This is a genomic window from Agromyces sp. GL_144, assembly GCF_057834305.1.
The window spans coordinates 4,206,898-4,223,605 of the sequence record NZ_CM174399.1 but is presented as its reverse complement, the minus strand read 5'-3'; the positions used below and the strand labels follow the sequence as shown (position 1 = coordinate 4,223,605).

Annotated in this window: 16 protein-coding genes; 14 read left to right on the top strand and 2 right to left on the bottom strand. The window is 71.5% G+C overall.

The annotated features are described in order from the left end of the window. The first annotated feature begins 48 nt into the window (after positions 1–48). From AC3IPY_RS19415 to AC3IPY_RS19395, 5 genes are all read left to right on the top strand, one after another. A complete protein-coding gene (locus AC3IPY_RS19415) occupies positions 49–1,443 on the top strand; it encodes an 8-oxoguanine deaminase (RefSeq protein ID WP_489185920.1) in 1,395 nt (464 codons plus the stop codon). Between the two features lie 178 nt (positions 1,444–1,621). After that, a complete protein-coding gene (locus AC3IPY_RS19410) occupies positions 1,622–3,169 on the top strand; it encodes a nucleobase:cation symporter-2 family protein (protein WP_489185919.1) in 1,548 nt (515 codons plus the stop codon). 58 nt (positions 3,170–3,227) lie between these two features. After that, entirely contained in the window at positions 3,228–4,157 is a 930-nt protein-coding gene (locus tag AC3IPY_RS19405) for an aminoglycoside phosphotransferase family protein (protein WP_489185918.1), read from the top strand. A gap of 131 nt (positions 4,158–4,288) precedes the next feature. Continuing rightward, positions 4,289–4,636 (top strand): hypothetical protein, encoded by a 348-nt coding sequence (locus tag AC3IPY_RS19400; protein WP_489185917.1) that lies wholly within the window; start codon positions 4,289–4,291, stop codon positions 4,634–4,636. Beyond that, entirely contained in the window at positions 4,633–6,135 is a 1,503-nt protein-coding gene (locus tag AC3IPY_RS19395; protein ID WP_489185916.1) for a hypothetical protein, read from the top strand. Before AC3IPY_RS19400 ends, AC3IPY_RS19395 begins: the two co-directional genes overlap by 4 nt. Before the next feature lie 70 nt (positions 6,136–6,205). Here AC3IPY_RS19395 and AC3IPY_RS19390 read toward each other — a convergent pair whose 3' ends face one another. After that, positions 6,206–6,589: a phage holin family protein gene (locus AC3IPY_RS19390; RefSeq protein ID WP_489185915.1), complete on the bottom strand. Its 384-nt coding sequence runs from the start codon at positions 6,587–6,589 to the stop codon at positions 6,206–6,208. 54 nt (positions 6,590–6,643) lie between these two features. Here AC3IPY_RS19390 and AC3IPY_RS19385 point away from each other — a divergent pair, with 54 nt between their 5' ends. From AC3IPY_RS19385 to AC3IPY_RS19370, 4 genes are read left to right on the top strand one after another with little or no spacing between them, the layout of a single operon-like run. Next, complete coding sequence (locus AC3IPY_RS19385) at positions 6,644–7,753, top strand: histidinol-phosphate transaminase (RefSeq protein WP_489185914.1); 1,110 nt, start codon at positions 6,644–6,646, stop codon at positions 7,751–7,753. Between the two features lie 16 nt (positions 7,754–7,769). Then, a complete protein-coding gene (locus AC3IPY_RS19380) occupies positions 7,770–8,903 on the top strand; it encodes a thiamine pyrophosphate-dependent enzyme (RefSeq protein ID WP_489185913.1) in 1,134 nt (377 codons plus the stop codon). Continuing rightward, complete coding sequence (locus AC3IPY_RS19375) at positions 8,900–10,009, top strand: alpha-ketoacid dehydrogenase subunit beta (RefSeq protein WP_489185912.1); 1,110 nt, start codon at positions 8,900–8,902, stop codon at positions 10,007–10,009. Before AC3IPY_RS19380 ends, AC3IPY_RS19375 begins: the two co-directional genes overlap by 4 nt. Positions 10,010–10,068: 59 nt before the next feature. Continuing rightward, complete coding sequence (locus tag AC3IPY_RS19370; RefSeq protein ID WP_489185911.1) at positions 10,069–11,532, top strand: dihydrolipoamide acetyltransferase family protein; 1,464 nt, start codon at positions 10,069–10,071, stop codon at positions 11,530–11,532. A gap of 80 nt (positions 11,533–11,612) precedes the next feature. Here AC3IPY_RS19370 and AC3IPY_RS19365 read toward each other — a convergent pair whose 3' ends face one another. Then, complete coding sequence (locus AC3IPY_RS19365) at positions 11,613–12,098, bottom strand: GNAT family N-acetyltransferase (RefSeq protein ID WP_489185910.1); 486 nt, start codon at positions 12,096–12,098, stop codon at positions 11,613–11,615. Positions 12,099–12,229: 131 nt separating this feature from the next. Here AC3IPY_RS19365 and AC3IPY_RS19360 point away from each other — a divergent pair, with 131 nt between their 5' ends. The 5 genes from AC3IPY_RS19360 to AC3IPY_RS19340 are packed head-to-tail and all read left to right on the top strand — an operon-like array spanning position 12,230 to position 16,444. Then, the gene (locus AC3IPY_RS19360) at positions 12,230–13,336 is read left to right on the top strand and encodes a metal ABC transporter substrate-binding protein (RefSeq protein ID WP_489185909.1); all 1,107 of its coding nucleotides are present in this window, start codon (positions 12,230–12,232) and stop codon (positions 13,334–13,336) included. Positions 13,337–13,343: 7 nt separating this feature from the next. Beyond that, positions 13,344–14,195 (top strand): metal ABC transporter ATP-binding protein, encoded by an 852-nt coding sequence (locus AC3IPY_RS19355; protein WP_489185908.1) that lies wholly within the window; start codon positions 13,344–13,346, stop codon positions 14,193–14,195. Between the two features lie 49 nt (positions 14,196–14,244). Next, on the top strand, positions 14,245–15,204 hold the full coding sequence (locus AC3IPY_RS19350; protein ID WP_489185907.1) for a metal ABC transporter permease: 960 nt from the start codon (positions 14,245–14,247) through the stop codon (positions 15,202–15,204). Continuing rightward, positions 15,201–16,043: a metal ABC transporter permease gene (locus AC3IPY_RS19345; RefSeq protein ID WP_489185906.1), complete on the top strand. Its 843-nt coding sequence runs from the start codon at positions 15,201–15,203 to the stop codon at positions 16,041–16,043. Before AC3IPY_RS19350 ends, AC3IPY_RS19345 begins: the two co-directional genes overlap by 4 nt. Then, on the top strand, positions 16,040–16,444 hold the full coding sequence (locus tag AC3IPY_RS19340) for a Fur family transcriptional regulator (protein WP_489185905.1): 405 nt from the start codon (positions 16,040–16,042) through the stop codon (positions 16,442–16,444). Before AC3IPY_RS19345 ends, AC3IPY_RS19340 begins: the two co-directional genes overlap by 4 nt. The last annotated feature ends 264 nt before the right edge of the window (positions 16,445–16,708 follow it).

Below are 16,708 nucleotides of genomic sequence, written 5' to 3'. Positions count from 1 at the left end.
CAGGGCATCAACGAGCGATCGACGTTCACGATGCCCTGGAGACTGCGAATGACCACCGAAACCACCCGCTCCGACGACGGCTCCCGCGCCGGCGATGCCACCTGGATCGCCGATCCGCTCGGCATCACGACCGGCGTCGAACACGGCGTCGACGCTCGAGGCGGCCTCGTCGTTCGAGACGGCGTGATCGTCGAACTCGTGGCGAAGGGCGCGACACCGGCGACGCCGGGAGTCCGCCGCTTCGATGCCGGCCGCCACGTGATCACGCCGGGGCTCGTCAACACGCATCACCACTTCTACCAGACCCTCACGCGCGCCTGGGGGCCGGTCGCGAATGCGCCGCTGTTCCCTTGGCTGCAGCGGCTCTATCCCGTCTGGGCGCGGCTCGACGAGCGCTCGCTGCGGCTCGCCGTCGACGTCGCGCTGGCCGAACTGCTGCTCAGCGGATGCACGACCGCGGCCGACCACCACTACGTGTTCCCGCACGGGCTCGAGCACGGCATCGACGTCGAGGTCGAGGCCGTGCGCGCCATGGGCATGCGGGCGACGCTCACGCGCGGGTCGATGACGCTCGGCGAGGACGAGGGCGGGCTGCCGCCGCGCACGACCGTGCAGGAGCACGACACGATCCTCGAGGACAGCCGCCGCGTGATCGAGGCGTACCACGAGCGCGGCGCCGGCGCCCGGATCCAGATCGCCCTCGCGCCCTGCTCGCCGTTCTCGGTGACGCGCGAGCTGATGTCGGACACCGCTGAACTCGCGGCGCAGCAGGACGTGCGCCTGCACACCCACCTCGGCGAGACGATCGACGAGGAGGACTTCTGCCTCGAGATGTTCGGGCTGCGGCCCGTCGACTACCTCGAGAGCGTCGGATGGCTCGGGGATCGCAGTTGGCTCGGCCACGGGATCCACTTCAGCGACGACGAGATCGCGCGCCTCGGCGCCGCCGGCACCGGCATCGCCCACTGCCCGAGCTCGAACATGCGGCTCGCCTCCGGCACGGCGCGCGTGCTCGAACTCGAGGCGGCCGGGGCGCCGGTCGGCATCGGCGTCGACGGGTCGGCCTCGAACGACCGGTCGTCGATGATCGCCGAGGCGCGCCAGGCGCTGCTGCTGCAACGGCTCCGCTACGGGGCGGATGTCCCGGTCGAACGCGCGCTCGGATGGGCGACCGCGGGTTCCGCCGCCGTGCTCGGGCGCCGCGACATCGGCCGCATCGAGGTCGGGGCGCAGGCCGACCTCGCCCTCTTCACCCTCGACGACATCCGCTTCTCGGGAGCCCATGACCCGGTTGCGGCCCTGCTGCTCTGCGGCGCCGAGCGGGCCGACCGGGTCATGGTCGCCGGCGAATGGCGCGTCGTCGACGGTCGCGTCGAAGGCCTCGACGTCGAACGACTCATCGCCCAGCACAGTGAGGCCGCTCGGCGGCTCGTCAACGGATAGGAGCACCACCCGCCGCACAGACCGACCGCACAGACCGACGCGCACCGCCCAGGCGCCCGACCCCGACAGCGAGAACCACCCGAGACCACCAGCACCATCAGCAACTCCTGCACGGCACACGCACACACATCCGGACACCGTCGTCCGCTCGGACACCGTCGTCCACAGAGAGGAAGCCATGCCATTCAAGAGAACACGCAAGACCGCACCGGGAACCGGGCGCACCGCGCCCCGGCCCGAGGATGAACGCCTGCCGTTCTGGAGCCAGCTCACCTTCGGGCTGCAGCACGTGCTCACGATGTACGGCGGCATCATCGCCCCGCCGCTCGTCGTCGGCGGGGCGGCCGGTCTCTCGGGCGCCGAGATCGGGCTGCTGATCACGGCCTGCCTGTTCGTGGGCGGTCTCGCGACGATCCTGCAGACGGTCGGGGTCCCGTTCTTCGGGGCGCAGTTGCCGCTCGTGCAGGGCGTCTCGTTCTCGGGCGTCGCGACCATGATCGCGATCGTCGAGACGCAGGGCGGCGGGCACGCCGGCATCCAGGCGATCTTCGGTGCGGTCATCGCGGCATCCGTCGTCGGCTTCCTCATCACGCCGCTGTTCTCGAAGATCATCCGGTTCTTCCCGCCGGTGGTCACCGGCACGGTCATCACGACGATCGGCCTCACGCTCATGCCGGTCGCGGCCGGCTGGGTGATGGGCGGCAACCCCGCGGCATCCGACTACGGATCGATGGCCAACCTCGGCCTCGCCGCGGCGACCCTCGCGACGGTGCTGCTGCTCAGCAAGCTCGGCAACGAGGCGATCTCGCGGCTGTCGATCCTGCTGGCGATGGTCGTCGGCACCGTGATCGCGGTGTTCACCGGGCAGACCGACTTCTCCGCCGTCGGCGACGGCGACATCATCGCCCTCCCGACGCCGTTCGCGTTCGGCCCGCCGATCTTCGACGTCGCGGCGATCATCTCGATGCTCATCGTCATCCTCGTGACCCTGACCGAGACCTCGGCCGACCTCATCGCCGTCGGCGAGATCGTGAAGACCAAGGTCGACGCCAAGCGCATCGGCAACGGGCTGCGCGCCGACATGATCTCGTCGGCGATCGCCCCGGTCTTCAACTCGTTCACGCAGAGCGCGTTCGCGCAGAACGTCGGGCTCGTCGCGATCACGGGCGTGAAGAGCCGGTTCGTGGTCGCCGCAGGCGGCGGCATCCTCGTGCTCCTCGGCCTGCTGCCGGTGCTCGGTCGCGTGGTCGCCGCGGTTCCGCCGCCCGTGCTCGGCGGCGCCGGCATCGTGCTCTTCGGCACGGTCGCGGCGAGCGGCATCCGCACCCTCGCCTCGGTCGACTACCGCGGCAACATGAACCTCGTGATCGTGGCGACCTCGCTCGGCTTCGGCATGCTGCCGATCGTCGCGCCGGCGATCTACTCGGACTTCCCGGACTGGTTCGTCACGATCTTCCACTCGGGCATCAGCTCGGCGGCGATCATGGCGATCCTGCTGAACCTGCTCTTCAACCACCTCGAGCTCGGCAACTCGAAGAACCCGTCGGTGTTCGCCGCCGGGGCGGAGGCGCGCACGGTGACCGCTGAGCAGTTCGCCGCGCTGCGCGAGGGCGATGTCGTGCGGGAGGGCGCGCTGATCGACTGCGACGGCAACCCGATCACGATCACGGGCTCGATCGCGGCCGTCGACGAGCCGCAGGGTTCGCGCCGGCGGGGCAGCGCCTAGGCTGGCGGCGAGCCGGTCTGCGGACGGTCGGCGATCGATGCGGGAGGCGGGCGAGACGGTGACGGATGCGCCCGAGGCCGACCTGCACGTCGACGCCGACCTCGCGGCGCGGCTCGTCGCGAGCCAGCACGCCGACCTGCTCGGGCCGATCCGGCTCGTCGACAGCGGGTGGGACAACGTCATGTTCCGCCTGGGTGACGACCTCGCCGTGCGGATGCCGCGTCGCCGCATCGCCGTCCCGTTGCTGCGCAACGAGCAGCGGTGGCTCCCCGACCTCGCCGCGGGCCTGCCGGTGCCGATCCCCGTGCCGGTGCGCATCGGCCGGCCGGCGCCCGAGCTCGGCTACGACGCACCGTGGAGCATCGTGCCGTGGCTTCCGGGCGTCTCGGCGCTGTCGTTCAGCTCGTCGGGCAGGCAGAACGGCGCGAGCCCTTCCTTCCCTTCCAGAGCGGATGCCGCGGCCGAGGCGCTCGCCGCATTCGTCGTCGCCCTTGGCGCCCCGGCGCCCGCCGACGCGCCCGAGAACCCCTATCGCGGCGTTCCACTCGCCGCCCGCGACGACGACGTGCGAGCACGCCTCGCGCGCGGCAGGATGGCCGACCCCGACCTGCTCGAACGGTTGTGGCGGCGTGCGCTCGAGGCATCCGTCTGGGATGGTCCTCCGGTCTGGGTGCACGGCGACCTGCATCCGGGCAACCTGCTCGTGCACGCCGACGGCGCCCTCGCGGCGGTCGTCGACCTCGGCGACCTCACGTCGGGCGACCCCGCGACCGACCTCGCGACGGCGTGGCTCACGTTCGGGCCGCAGGGCCGCGCGGCGTTCGTCGCGCACGTCGAGGCGCTCGCCGAGGTCGACGACGCGACGTGGCAGCGCGCCAGGGGGTGGGCGCTCGTGCTCGGCACCGCGCTCGTGGACGCGCTCGACCCGGCGAGTCCCTACGGGCGGCTCGGCGCGCGGATCCTGGCGGGGCTGGTGGCCGAGGGCTAGGTAGGCGGCCACGGGCGCTCGCTCGGGGCTCGGGCGCTCGCTCGTCCTCCACAGACGCGGATCGCGCGCGTCTTCGTGCGAATCGGTGCCGGCGCGACGTCGGGAGCGCGGCCGTCGCAAGACTGGCACGCATGTCTCGAAACGCCGCCTACGACGATCTCATGTGGGCCATGAGCACGGGTGCCGCCGTCACGCCCGAGCAGGTCGACCTCGCGCGCCAGGGTGCCATCGACCTGGGCGTGCTGGCCGACGAGGTGAGCGCGGGCACGCTCGCGTACCTGCCGTGCGAGCAGCCGACCGACTGGCGATCGGATGCCGGTGACGCCTACGCCAGGGCGCTCGGTGATGCGCGTGAGGCATTGCGTTCCGCGGCGGTGATCCTCACGGATGCCGCGCAGGGCGTCTCGTCGACCTTCTGGCGTCTTCAGGATCGCCTCAACGAGCAGAACGCGATCCTTGCCGCTGGGCCCGAGGCGTGAGCGACGACCTGACCATATCGGGCGGTGGGTCGACCGCCGTCGCGATCGATTCGCTCTTCGTCGACGTGAGTCGGCTCGGGGCCGCGTCGGCGAGCGTGCAGGGCTGGATCGATCGGTTCGAGGCGATCCGATCGGGGCTTGCCGCGGCCGCCGTCCCCGGCTCGGTCGGTTTCGCAGGCGCGGGGGATTCCCTCGGGCCGATCGGGGGTGCAGTGCTCGTCGACGCGCGCGAACGCATCGAGTCGATGCGTGCCGCACTGCTCGAGTCGGCCGAACGATACGGGGCGACCGAGCGGTTCGTCAGCGCACTCTGGGACCTCGGCGGGCGATTCGGTGCCGTCGCGCTCGGGGTCCTGACCCCCGGAGCCGTCATCCGAACGCTCGCCACCGTGATCGTGGCCCTCCCGACGATCGTCGCCGTGATCGGGGTCGCTCGCCTGCTCGACGAGGAGCCTGGCTTGAGCGATCTGCCACTGGTGCAATGGCTCGCCGAGCACCGCGATGTACTCAGCGACCCGGCCTTCGTGAACCTCGTGCGAACCGTTGCCGACCACGCCGACGACTATGCGTTGACCGCTGCGTTCGGCACCTCGGTGGGCACGATCGGATCGGCCCTCACCGCGCCCGACAGTGCCTCAGCGGTGCTCGGCCTCACCGCCCTCGCCGCGAAACTCGGGCTGGGCAGCGGCCGCCTCCTCACCGACGGGCCGGTCAAGGTCACGCGGGTGGCGCCCGAGCGAAACCCCACCGATGCCGCGCCGCCGACCGGTCGGTTCCCGGTGCCGGCGCCGACCGGTCTCGGCGACCTCGCGCAGCGCGTGCCCCCGAGCGACGGCAAGGCGCAGATCACGGTCGAGCGATACGACGTCGACGGCGAGCAGCGATGGATCGTCTACGTCGGCGGCACGGTCGACTTCACCCTCGAGGCGGGCGAGGAGTCGTCGGACATGACCTCGAACCTGCACAGCGTCGCGCAGAATTCGATCTTCGACCGACTACGGCTCCTTGGGGCCGACTCCGGTGCCGCCGACCGGGCGGTGCGCGCCGCGCTCACCGAAGCGGGCGCCTCGCCCGATGATCCGGTGCTCGCCATCGGGCATTCGGGTGGCGGAGTGATCGCCGCGGGGCTCGCCTCCGACCCCGAGTTGAACGTCGTGGCCGGGGTCAGCCTCGGCGGACCGGTCGCCTCCGCGCCGATCCGCGACGGCGTGGACTTCCTCTCGGTGGAGCATCCAGAAGACCTCGTGCCCGCCACCGGCGGATCGGGCGGTCCGGGCGGGCGCGCGCCCGGCATGTTCGTCGTCGGACGAGAGGTGCTCGAACCGGGCCACGAGAGCGATGACCTGGTGCCGGCGCACAGCCTGACGCTGTACGGCGAGACCATGGACCTGCTCGACCTCTCTGAAGAGGAACGGACCGTGGCGTTCCGCACGACCGTGACGGACTTCACCGGCGGCGCGACCGGGGAGCGCACGAGGTGGCGGGCGTCACGTGAGTGATGCCCGGGGGCATGCATCGTGCCGGCCGGGATCGGCTTGCGGGGCGCGGGGCGGCTCGCCTCTGGCCGGGTCAGTCCCGGCTCGGGCGCACCACGAGGCCGATGAGCCAGCTGAACAGGCCGAGCACGAGCGCGCCGAGCACGCCCCACCAGAACCCGTCGACCTGGAGGCCGAAGCCCATGAGGCCGCTGATCCAGTCCACGAGCAGCAGCAGCAGCCCGTTGACGATGAACGAGATGAGCCCGAGCGTGAGCACGTAGATCGGGAACGCGACGACGCGGATGAACGTGCCGACGATCGCGTTCACGAGCCCGAAGATCGCCGCGACGAGCAGGTACGTGAGCACCGTGCCGAATGCCGTGTCGTCATATGGAACGACCGAGACACCGCTCACCAGCAGGGTGGTGAGCCACAGGGCGAAGGCGACGACGATGACCTTGACGATGAAGCGCATGTCCCCACTCTCCCACCGAACCCGGCCGATGGGCGAGAAGGTACGGTGGAATTCATGACCGAACCCGAGTCGACGGCGCCCGCAATCCGGTTGCGCCCCGAGATCGCCGCACTCCCCCCGTACCGGCAGGGGCGCCCCGCGCCGGCCGACGGCTTCAAGCTCTCGAGCAACGAGAACCCGTTCGACCCGCTCGTCGGCGTCGTCGACGCGGTCGCGGCCTCGGCGGGGTCGATCAACCGCTACCCCGACGCCACCGCGCTCGCGCTGCGCGAACGCCTCGCCGCCAGGTTCGGCGTCACCGCCGACGAGGTCATCGTGGGTGCCGGATCCGTCGCGCTCATCGCGCAGTTCGTGCTCGCGGCGGCCGAGCCCGGCGACGAGGTCGTCTACTCGTGGCGGTCGTTCGAGGCCTACCCCGGCCTCGTCACGGTCGCCGGTGCGACGAGCGTGCAGGTGCCGAATCGCCCCGACCACGGCCACGACCTCGATGCCATCGCCGCCGCGATCACCGACCGCACGCGCGTGGTCATCGTCTGCTCCCCCAACAACCCGACCGGCGTCATCGTCACCGCGGCCGAGTTCGATTCGTTCATGGCGAAGGTGCCGAGCGACCGGCTCGTGCTGCTCGACGAGGCCTACGCGGAGTTCGTCACCGACGAGGCCTCCGTCGACGGTGCGACGCTCATCGGCCGTCACCCGAACCTCGTGCTGCTGCGCACCTTCTCGAAGGCCTACGGCCTCGCGGGCCTTCGCGTCGGCTACGCGATCGGCCCCGTCGCGATCCTCGACGCCGCCCGCGCGACGGCGATCCCGCTCGGCGTGACCGCCGCGTCGTCGGCCGGTGCGATCGCCTCCCTCGAACCCGCGGCGGAGGCCGAACTCCTCGAGCGCGTCGCGGTCATCGCCGAGCGGCGCGACCGCCTGCGCGCCGCGCTCGTCGCGCAGGGCTGGCCGGTGCCCGAGGCGCAGGGCAACTTCGTCTGGCTTCCGACCGGCGAGCAGACCGCGGCCGTCGCCGAACGCCTGTTCGAGGCATCCGTCGTCGCCCGTGCGTTCCCGCCGGAGGGCATCCGCGTCTCGATCGGCGAAGAGGCCTCTGTCGAAATCCTCCTCGGGATTCTCGGTGAGCTTGTGCCGAGTTCACAAGAAGGGCACCTGTCGTAGCGGGTAGCGTGGAACGGTGGTCGCTCAGGAACGTGAATTCACCGCGCCGACGGTGCAACTGCTGACACCTCAGGGCGAGCTCCGGCCGAGCCCAGAGGCCGAGGCCTACCTCCCGCTGATCGAGGCGCTCGGCGACGACGTGCTCGAGCAGTTCTATCGCGACATGACGGTCTCGCGTCGCATCGACGTCACCGGTGCCAACCTGCAGCGGCAGGGCCAGCTCGCCCTCTGGGTGCCGAGCCTCGGTCAAGAGGCCGCGCAGGTGGGTTCGGCGCGCGCCGCCCGCCCGCAGGACCACATCTTCCCGTCGTACCGCGAGCACATCGCCGGCATGATCCGCGGGCTCGACCCCGTGCGCATCTTCGCGCTCCTGCGCGGGGCGACGCTCGGCGGCTGGAACCCCGACGAGAACGGCAACTTCCACCTCTACACGCTCGTGCTCGCGTCGCAGACGCTGCACTCCACGGGCTACGCCATGGGCATCCGTTTCGACGGCGCCTGCGGCACGGGCGACCCCGAGACGGATGCCGCGGTGCTGGTGTACTACGGCGACGGAGCCACCTCGCAGGGTGACGCCAGCGAGGCGCTCGTGTTCGCGTCGAGCTACCAGACGCCGCAGGTCTTCTTCGTGCAGAACAACCAGTGGGCCATCTCGGTGCCGGTGTCCCGGCAGTCGCGCAGCCCGTTGGGCCTGCGCGGTGGCGGCTTCGGCATGCCGAGCCTGCGCATCGACGGCAACGACGTGCTCGTCAGCTACGCCGCGAGCCGCGTCGCCCTCGAAGAGGCCCGCGCGGGCGAGGGACCGACCTTCATCGAAGCGCTCACCTACCGCATGGGCGCGCACACCACGGCCGACGACCCGACCAAGTACCGCACCGACGACGAGGTCGGGTACTGGGCCGAGCGCGATCCCATCTCCAGGTACCGCACCTGGCTCGAGTCCCGCGGCGCGTCGGCGGCGTTCTTCGCCTCGGCCGACGAAGAGGCGGCGGATGTCGCGAGCGACGTCCGCAAGCGGGCCCTCGAGCTGACGGCCCCGACGCGCGAGAAGATCTTCCAGCACGTCTACAGCGAGGCGCATCCGCTGATGGTCGAGCAGGCCGCGTGGCTCGACGCCTACGAGACCGGATTCGAAGGGGGCGCCGCATGAGCACCGACATCGAGGAGCAGTTGCAGGCCGGCGCGATCGAGCCCGCCGAGGCACCGGCGTCCGGTGTGCCCGTGCCCGCCGTCGACGCGTCGGCCGAGTCCGGCGAGTCGGGCGGGTCGGGCGTCAAGGGCGTGCAGACCCTCTCGCTGGCCAAGGCGATCACCGCCGGACTCCGCGAGGCGCTGCGCGGCGACGACAAGGTGCTGCTCATGGGCGAGGACATCGGTCCGCTCGGCGGCGTGTTCCGCGTGACCGAGGGCCTGCAGGCCGAGTTCGGCGAGCACCGCGTGCTCGACAGCCCGCTCGCCGAGTCGGGCATCGTGGGCACGGCCATCGGGCTCGCGATGCGCGGCTACCGCCCGGTGCTCGAGATCCAGTTCGACGGGTTCATCTTCCCGGCGTTCGACCAGATCACGACGCAGCTCTCGCGCATGACGCTGCGGCACGAGGGCCGCGTCTCGATGCCGATCGTGATCCGGGTGCCCTACGGCGGGCACATCGGCTCGATCGAGCACCATCAGGAGAGCCCCGAGGCGTACTTCGCGCACACCCCCGGCCTGCGCGTGGTGAGCCCCTCGAGTCCGCATGACGCCTACTGGATGATCCAGGAGGCCATCGCCTCGAACGACCCCGTGATCTTCTTCGAGCCCAAGAGCCGGTACTGGCCGAAGGGCCCGGTCGACCTCGACCACTCGGGGGTTCCGCTGCACTCCAGTCGCGTCATCCGCTCGGGCACCGATGTCACCGTCGTCGGCCACGGCGCGATGATCTCGACGCTGCTGCAGGCGGCCGACATCGCCGCGGGCGAGGGCACGAGCCTCGAGGTCGTCGACCTGCGCTCGCTCTCCCCCATCGACTACGGCCCCCTGCTCGAGTCGGTGCACCGCACGGGCCGGCTCGTCGTGGCGCAAGAGGCCTACGGCTCGGTGAGCGTCGGCTCCGAGATCGCGGCGACGGTCGCCGAGCGGGCGTTCTACGCGCTCGAGGCGCCCGTGCTGCGGGTCTCGAGCTTCGACACGCCGTTCCCGCCGGCCGCGCTCGAGACCGAGTACCTGCCGAGCCCCGACCGGGTGCTCGAGGCCGTCGATCGGGCGCTCGCGTACTGACGCGGCGACACCGATCCGATATGACCGCAACGGCATAGATCGACTGCGAGGGTGGACGAATGACTGAGATCCGGTTCCCATTGCCCGACGTCGGCGAAGGACTCACCGAGGCCGAGATCGTGCAGTGGCGCGTCGCCCCCGGCGACGCGATCGCGCTCGACCAGGTCTTCGTCGAGATCGAGACGGCGAAGTCGCTCGTCGAGCTGCCGAGCGCGTTCGAGGGCGTCGTCACCGAGCTGCTCGTGGCCGAGGGCGCGACCGTCGACGTCGGGACCCCGATCCTCGTCGTGCAGACGGCCGACGCCGCGGGGGCGGCTGCCGCTCCGGCGCCCGCGAGCCCGGCCGCGGCCGGCGCCCCTGCTTCGTCGGCCGCACCGGCTTCGCCCGCCGCCCGGGTCGCGTCGGCACCGGTCACGTCGACGCCGGCCGCACCCGCGCCGGCGGCCACGGTCGCGTCGCACGCCCCCGCGCCGTCCGAGGGCGGCGGAGCCGTGCTCGTCGGCCACGGATCCTCCGGCCCGTCGGGCACGCGCCGTCGGCAGCGGCATCCGGCCCCCGACGTCGCGCACGAGCACCTGGCCGAGCACACCGCTCCCCCGGCGCCCGTCGCCGCGGCCGAGCGCCCGGTCGCGGCATCCGCCCCGGCTCGTGCCGAGACGACGTTCCCCGTCATCGCCAAGCCGCCCATCCGCAAGCTCGCGAAGGACCTCGGGGTCGAGCTCTCGCGGGTGGCGCCCACCGGGCCCATCGGCGACATCACACGCGACGACGTCATCCGCGAGGCGAGCCAGGCGAGCGTGTTCCGCAACATCCAGACGCCCGAGCTGCCCACCGACCGCGAAGACCGCATCCCCGTCAAGGGCGTGCGCAAGGCCATCGCCTCGGCCATGGTGCAGAGCGCGTTCCAGGCACCGCACGTGAGCGTGTTCGTCGACGTCGACGCCACCCGCACCATGGAGTACGTCAAGCGGCTCAAGGCCTCGACCGACTTCACCGGAATTCGCGTCTCGCCGCTGCTGATCATGGCCAAGGCGATGATCTGGGCCGTGCGCCGCAACCCGTCGGTGAACGCGCAGTGGACCGACTCCGAGATCATCGTGAAGCACTACGTGAACCTCGGCGTGGCCGCGGCGACGCCGCGCGGGCTCATCGTGCCGAACGTGAAGGACGCGCAGGCCATGACCATGGTCGAGCTCGCCGCCTCGCTCGAGCAGCTCACCCTCACGGCCCGCGAGGGCAAGACGCAGCCCGCCGAGATGGCGAACGGCACCATCACCGTCACGAACATCGGCGTGTTCGGCATGGACACCGGCACGCCCATCCTCAACCCCGGCGAGGTCGCGATCGTGGCGCTCGGCACGATCAAGCAGAAGCCGTGGGTCGTCGACGGCGAGGTGCGGCCGCGGTTCGTGACCACGATCGGCGCCTCGTTCGATCACCGCGTGGTCGACGGCGATGTCGCGAGCCGGTTCCTGGCGGATGTCGCGTCGATCATCGAGGAGCCGGCTCTGCTGCTCGAGTAGCGTGCGATGGATGTTGCCCGTCTGCCTCGACAGGTGCGCAGCAACGCCCGCATGCGGCTCAGCACGCGCTCAGGCGCGGCTCAGAACCGGATCTCGTAGGTGATCGAGTCGGTCGTGCGCGAGCGCTCGGCCATGCCGACGCGCTCGAGCACGCGGCGGGCGGGCAGGTTCGGGATCTCGGCCTCGGCCGTCGCGACGCGGCCGCCGTTGGCGCGCACGAGCGCGAGCGCCTCGCTGACGACGAGCTCGGCGTAGCCCTTGCCGCGGGCGGCCGGCACGAGCCCGAAGGCGAACTCGATGGCGCCGTCTTCGTTGAGCGGGCCGAAGAGGTTGACGCCGCCGATGGCCGCTCCCCCGTCGCCGAGGCGCACGAGGTAGGGGCCGAACGGCGCCGGATCGCCCGAGACGCGCACCGCGCGCACGAACTCGCGCAGCAGCTCTGGCTCGTCGGTGAAGGAGTAGCCGCCCGCCCAGCCGTCGTGAGGATCGACCTCGCCGGACAGCAGACGCTCGGCATCTTCGACGGTGAACGGATGCAACGCGAGAGGGGGGGTCGTCGTATCCACGTGCTTCATGGTGGCACGGCCGACCGACATGCGCGAGTGATTCGTCTCGAGTGTTCACAGGGCCGTAACGCATCGTCCTTCCGCCCATTGATGGTTTTGACAATCATTATCAATAAGCGTAGGTTCAGGTCATGCCCACCTCGCAGAACCGCTTCCCCGTCCGGCCCGCGCGCACCTTCGGCCTGCTCGCGACGATCGGAGCCGGCACGCTGCTGCTGAGCGGATGCGCCGGCTCCGCGGCATCCGGAACCTCCGGCTCCGACGGCGACGGCCCCCGCATCGTGGCCACGACCACGCAGGTGGGCGACTTCGTGCACGAGCTCGTCGGCGACACCGCCGACGTCACCCAGCTGCTCTCCCCCGGCCAGAGCGCGCACAGCTTCGATCCGTCGGCCGCGCAGCTGCTCGCACTCGCCGACGCCGACGCCGTCGTCATGAACGGCGCGGGCCTCGAGTCCTGGCTCGACGACGCGCTCGACGCCTCGGGCTTCGACGGCGTGCTCATCGACGCGAGCACCGGCATCGAGCTGTTCGGCACCGACGACCACGAGCACGAAGAGGGCGATGAGCACGGCGAGGATGCCGACGCGCATGACGAGGCCGAACATGACGAGGCCGAGCACGACGACCACGCCGAAGAGGGCCACGACGACCACGACCACGAGGGCGGCAACCCGCACATCTGGACCGACCCCGAGCTCGCCGTGACGATGGTCGAGAACATCGGTGCCGGCCTCGAGGGCATCGAAGGCGTCGATTCCGCCGCGCTCGAGGCGAACCAGACGGCCTACGTCGCGCAGCTGAACGCGCTCGACGACTGGATCGAGCAGAGCGTCGACGAAGTGCCTGCGGCCGAGCGGCTGCTCGTCACGAACCACGACGCCTTCACGTACTACATCGACGCGTACGACCTCGTGTTCGTCGGCAGCGTGATCCCGAGTTTCGACGACAACGCCGAGCCGAGCGCGAAGGAGATCGACCAGCTCGTCGCCGACATCGAGGCCACCGGCACGAAGGCCGTGTTCTCCGAGGCGTCGATCTCGCCGAAGACGGCCGAGGCGATCGGCACCGAGGCCGGCGTGACGGTCTACTCCGGACCCGACGCCCTCTACGGCGACTCGCTCGGCGGCCCGGGCAGCGATGGCGAGACCTACCTCGGCTCGCAGATCCACAACACGCGGCTGATCGTGGAGTCGTGGGGTGTGGAACCTTCCGCGCTGCCGAGCGCACTGCAATGATGGCCGAATGAGCGAGAACGTGGTGCTGCGACTCGAGGACGCCGCGTTCACCCACCCGGGCGGCAGCTCGGTCACCGGGTTCGACGTCGCGATCCATCGCGGCGAGGCCGTGGCGCTCATCGGCCCGAACGGTGCGGGCAAGTCGACGCTGCTGCGCGGCATCCTGGGGCTCGTGCCCTTGACGCACGGGCGGCTCGTGCTCGGCAGCGGTGGTGCAGGCGGTGCCGGCGGTGGCAGCGGCCGGGTCGCGAGAGCCGGCGATGGCGCTGCGGATGCCTCGGGGCGGCCGCATCCGCCGAGACATGCCGATCGCGGCATGCTCGGGTTCCTTCCCCAGAGCATGGAGTTCGACCTCGACTTCCCGATCAGCCTCGAGCAGGTCGTCATGCAGGGCCGCTACCGGCGGCTCGGCCTGCTGCGCTGGCCGGGGCGCGCGGATCGCGCCGCGGTGCGGCACGCACTCGAGACGGTCGGCCTCGCGGACTACGCCGGCAAGCGCTTCGGCGAACTCTCGGGCGGGCAGCGCCAGCGCGGCCTGCTGGCCCGAGCGCTCGCGGCGCAGCCGAGCCTGCTGCTGCTCGACGAGCCGTTCAACGGACTCGACCAGCCGAACCGGGACGCGCTCGTCGAGACGCTGCGCCGGCTGAAGGCCGAGGGGGTCGCGGTGCTCGTGTCGACGCACGACCTCGAACTCGCACAGCAGGTCTGCGATCTCGTGCTGCTCGTGAACGGTCGGCAACTCTCGTACGGCCCCGTCGCCGACGTGCTGACCCTCGGCAACGTGCAGCGCTGCTTCGAGGGCGTCGAGGTCGAGATCGACGAGCACACGCTGGTCGTTCCCGGGCACGAGGGGCATTGATGCCACGCGCGGCATGTTCACCGCGGCGGGTGCCGGGGGAGTGGCTCGCATGAGCCTCGGCGAGGCGCTGTTCGGCGCCTTCACGGTGCCGTTCATGGGCCGGGCGCTCGTCGTGCTGCTCGTGCTCGCGCTCGTCGCGGGCGTCGTCGGCGTGCTCGTGAACCTGCGCGGGCTCGAGTTCATCAGCGACGGCCTCACGCATGCGGTCTTCCCCGGCCTCGCGATCGGCCTCGCCGTCGGCGGCACCGCCGGCGTGCTGCCCGGAGCCGCGGTGGCCGCCCTCATCGGCGCGGTGCTGCTCACCTGGCTGGGTCGCGCCGGCGTAACCTCCGATGCCAGTGTCGCGGTCGTGCTCACCGCGGCCTTCAGCGTGGGCGTCATCGTCGTATCGAAGAGCGATGACTACGCGGGGGCCCTCGAGGCCCTGCTGTTCGGCCGCGTGCTCACGATCCCGCCGAGTGAGGTGCTGCCGCTCGTGCTGGTGAGCGCGGTCGCCCTCGTGCTCGTCGCGGTCACGATGAAGCAGCAGGTGTTCCGCGCCTTCGATCCCGCCGGAAGCCGCGCTGCCGGCGACTCCGGGTTCCGGCTCGACCTCATGCTCAACGTCGCCGTGGCGCTCGTCGTCGTGGCGGGGGCGAGCACGGTCGGCTCGCTGCTGGTGCTCGCTTTCCTCGTGGTGCCCGGCGCCGTCGCGCGGCTCGTGTCGGTGCGCCTCTGGCTCCTCTTCCCGATCGCCGCCGTGTTCGCGGGACTCGCGTCGTGGATCGGCCTCGCCGTCGGCTTCGCCGCGAGCGTGGGCGCGGGTGTCGACCTGCCGGCCGGCAGCACCGTGGTCGCCGTGTTCGTGCTCGGCTACGCCGTGGTGCTCGGCGTTCGCCTGCTCCGGGATGCGTCGGGTCGCGGCATCCGCTCGGGTCGTGCGACGGCCGTCGGCGCGCGCGCGGCGGATGCCTCGGTGCCGACGTCCGTGCCCGCGTCGGCTGCGAACGCGGGGGAGGGGCGCGCATGAGCTATTTCGAGCGGGCCCTCATCGCGGCGATCGTCATCGGCGCCGTCGGCGGATTCGTCGGCTGCCTCGTCGTGCTGCGCCGGCGCACGTTCTTCGCCCAGGCGCTGACGCACGGCACCTACCCGGGGGCCGTCGCGGCCGCCGCGCTCGGCGTGAGCGTGCCGCTCGGTGCGGCCGCGGCATCCGTGGTGCTCGTGCTCGTGATGACCGGCATCGCGCGCGTGCGAAACCAGGGTGCGCAGGTGGCGGCGGGCATCGTGCTCACCGGCGGCTTCGCGGTCGGCGCGATCCTGGCGGCGATCGTGCCGAACCTCCCCGTGCAGCCCGAATCCCTGCTCGTCGGGTCGATCCTCACCGTGACGCCCGCAGATATTCTGCTGGCGGCATGCGTCGGCGTGGTCGCGCTCGTGCTCGTCGCGGTCTACGGGCGGCGCATCGTGTTCTCGACCTTCGACCAGGCCGGGTTCCGCGCCGCCGGGTACCGCGAATGGCCGATCGAGCTGCTCGTGCTCGGCCTGACCGCGGCCACCGTGGTGAGCGCGCTGCCCGCGGTCGGCGCGATCCTCGCGATCGCCCTCATCGCCGCACCCGCCGCCGCGGCGAGGGTCGTCACGACCACGTACCGCGGCATGCTCGTGGCCGCACCCGTCATCGGCGCGGCATCCGGCGTGCTCGGCGTGCTCGCCTCCAGGGCGTTCGCGGTCGCCGCGGGGCCTGCGATCGTGCTCACGGCGACCGCGTTCCTGGTGCTCGCACTGGTCGGCTCCAAGGTTCGCGCACTACCGTGGAGGGCGTCCGCGATACCCGTGGAGACCGCAGAGGACGCCCGCACCGCATGAAGCGCAACACCTGGCAACGCGAAGCCGTTCGCGAAGCCCTCGACGACACCGAGGGGTTCATCAGCGCCCAGGCGCTGCACTCCACGCTGCACGCCAGCGGCTCGCCGATCGGACTCGCCACGGTGTACCGCGCACTCGGCGACCTCGCCTCCAACGGCGAGGCCGATTCGCTGCAGTCCCCCGACGGCGAGGCGCTCTACCGGGCCTGCAGCACGACGGGTCACCACCACCACCTGATCTGCCGCAACTGCGGGCTCACGGTCGAGATCGCCGCCGACGAGGTCGAGGCCTGGGCCAAGGGCATCGCCGCCGAGCACGGGTTCACCCAGGCCGCCCACGTGGTCGACGTGTTCGGGCTCTGTGCGAACTGCACCGTGCTGGCTGCCGCCGACTCGCGCTGAAAGCCCTGTTCAGGCGACGAATCCTCGGGATCGATTTGGCGGGCGTCACGCCGGGGCCATACGGTGGTCAACGGCCCTCACGGGCCGACCACCCAGTCCGCGCCCTCGGCGGAAGCCCGTTTCGGCGGCCGTCCGACGGGGTCGTACGGTTCCGCGCGTGGTGCATCGCCCCGATGGCGGTGCGCGCTGGATCCGGCATTCGCCCGACGTGCCGTCGAGCTTGAGTCCCGGATCCCGGATCGCCAGAACCCGGCCGTGACGCGT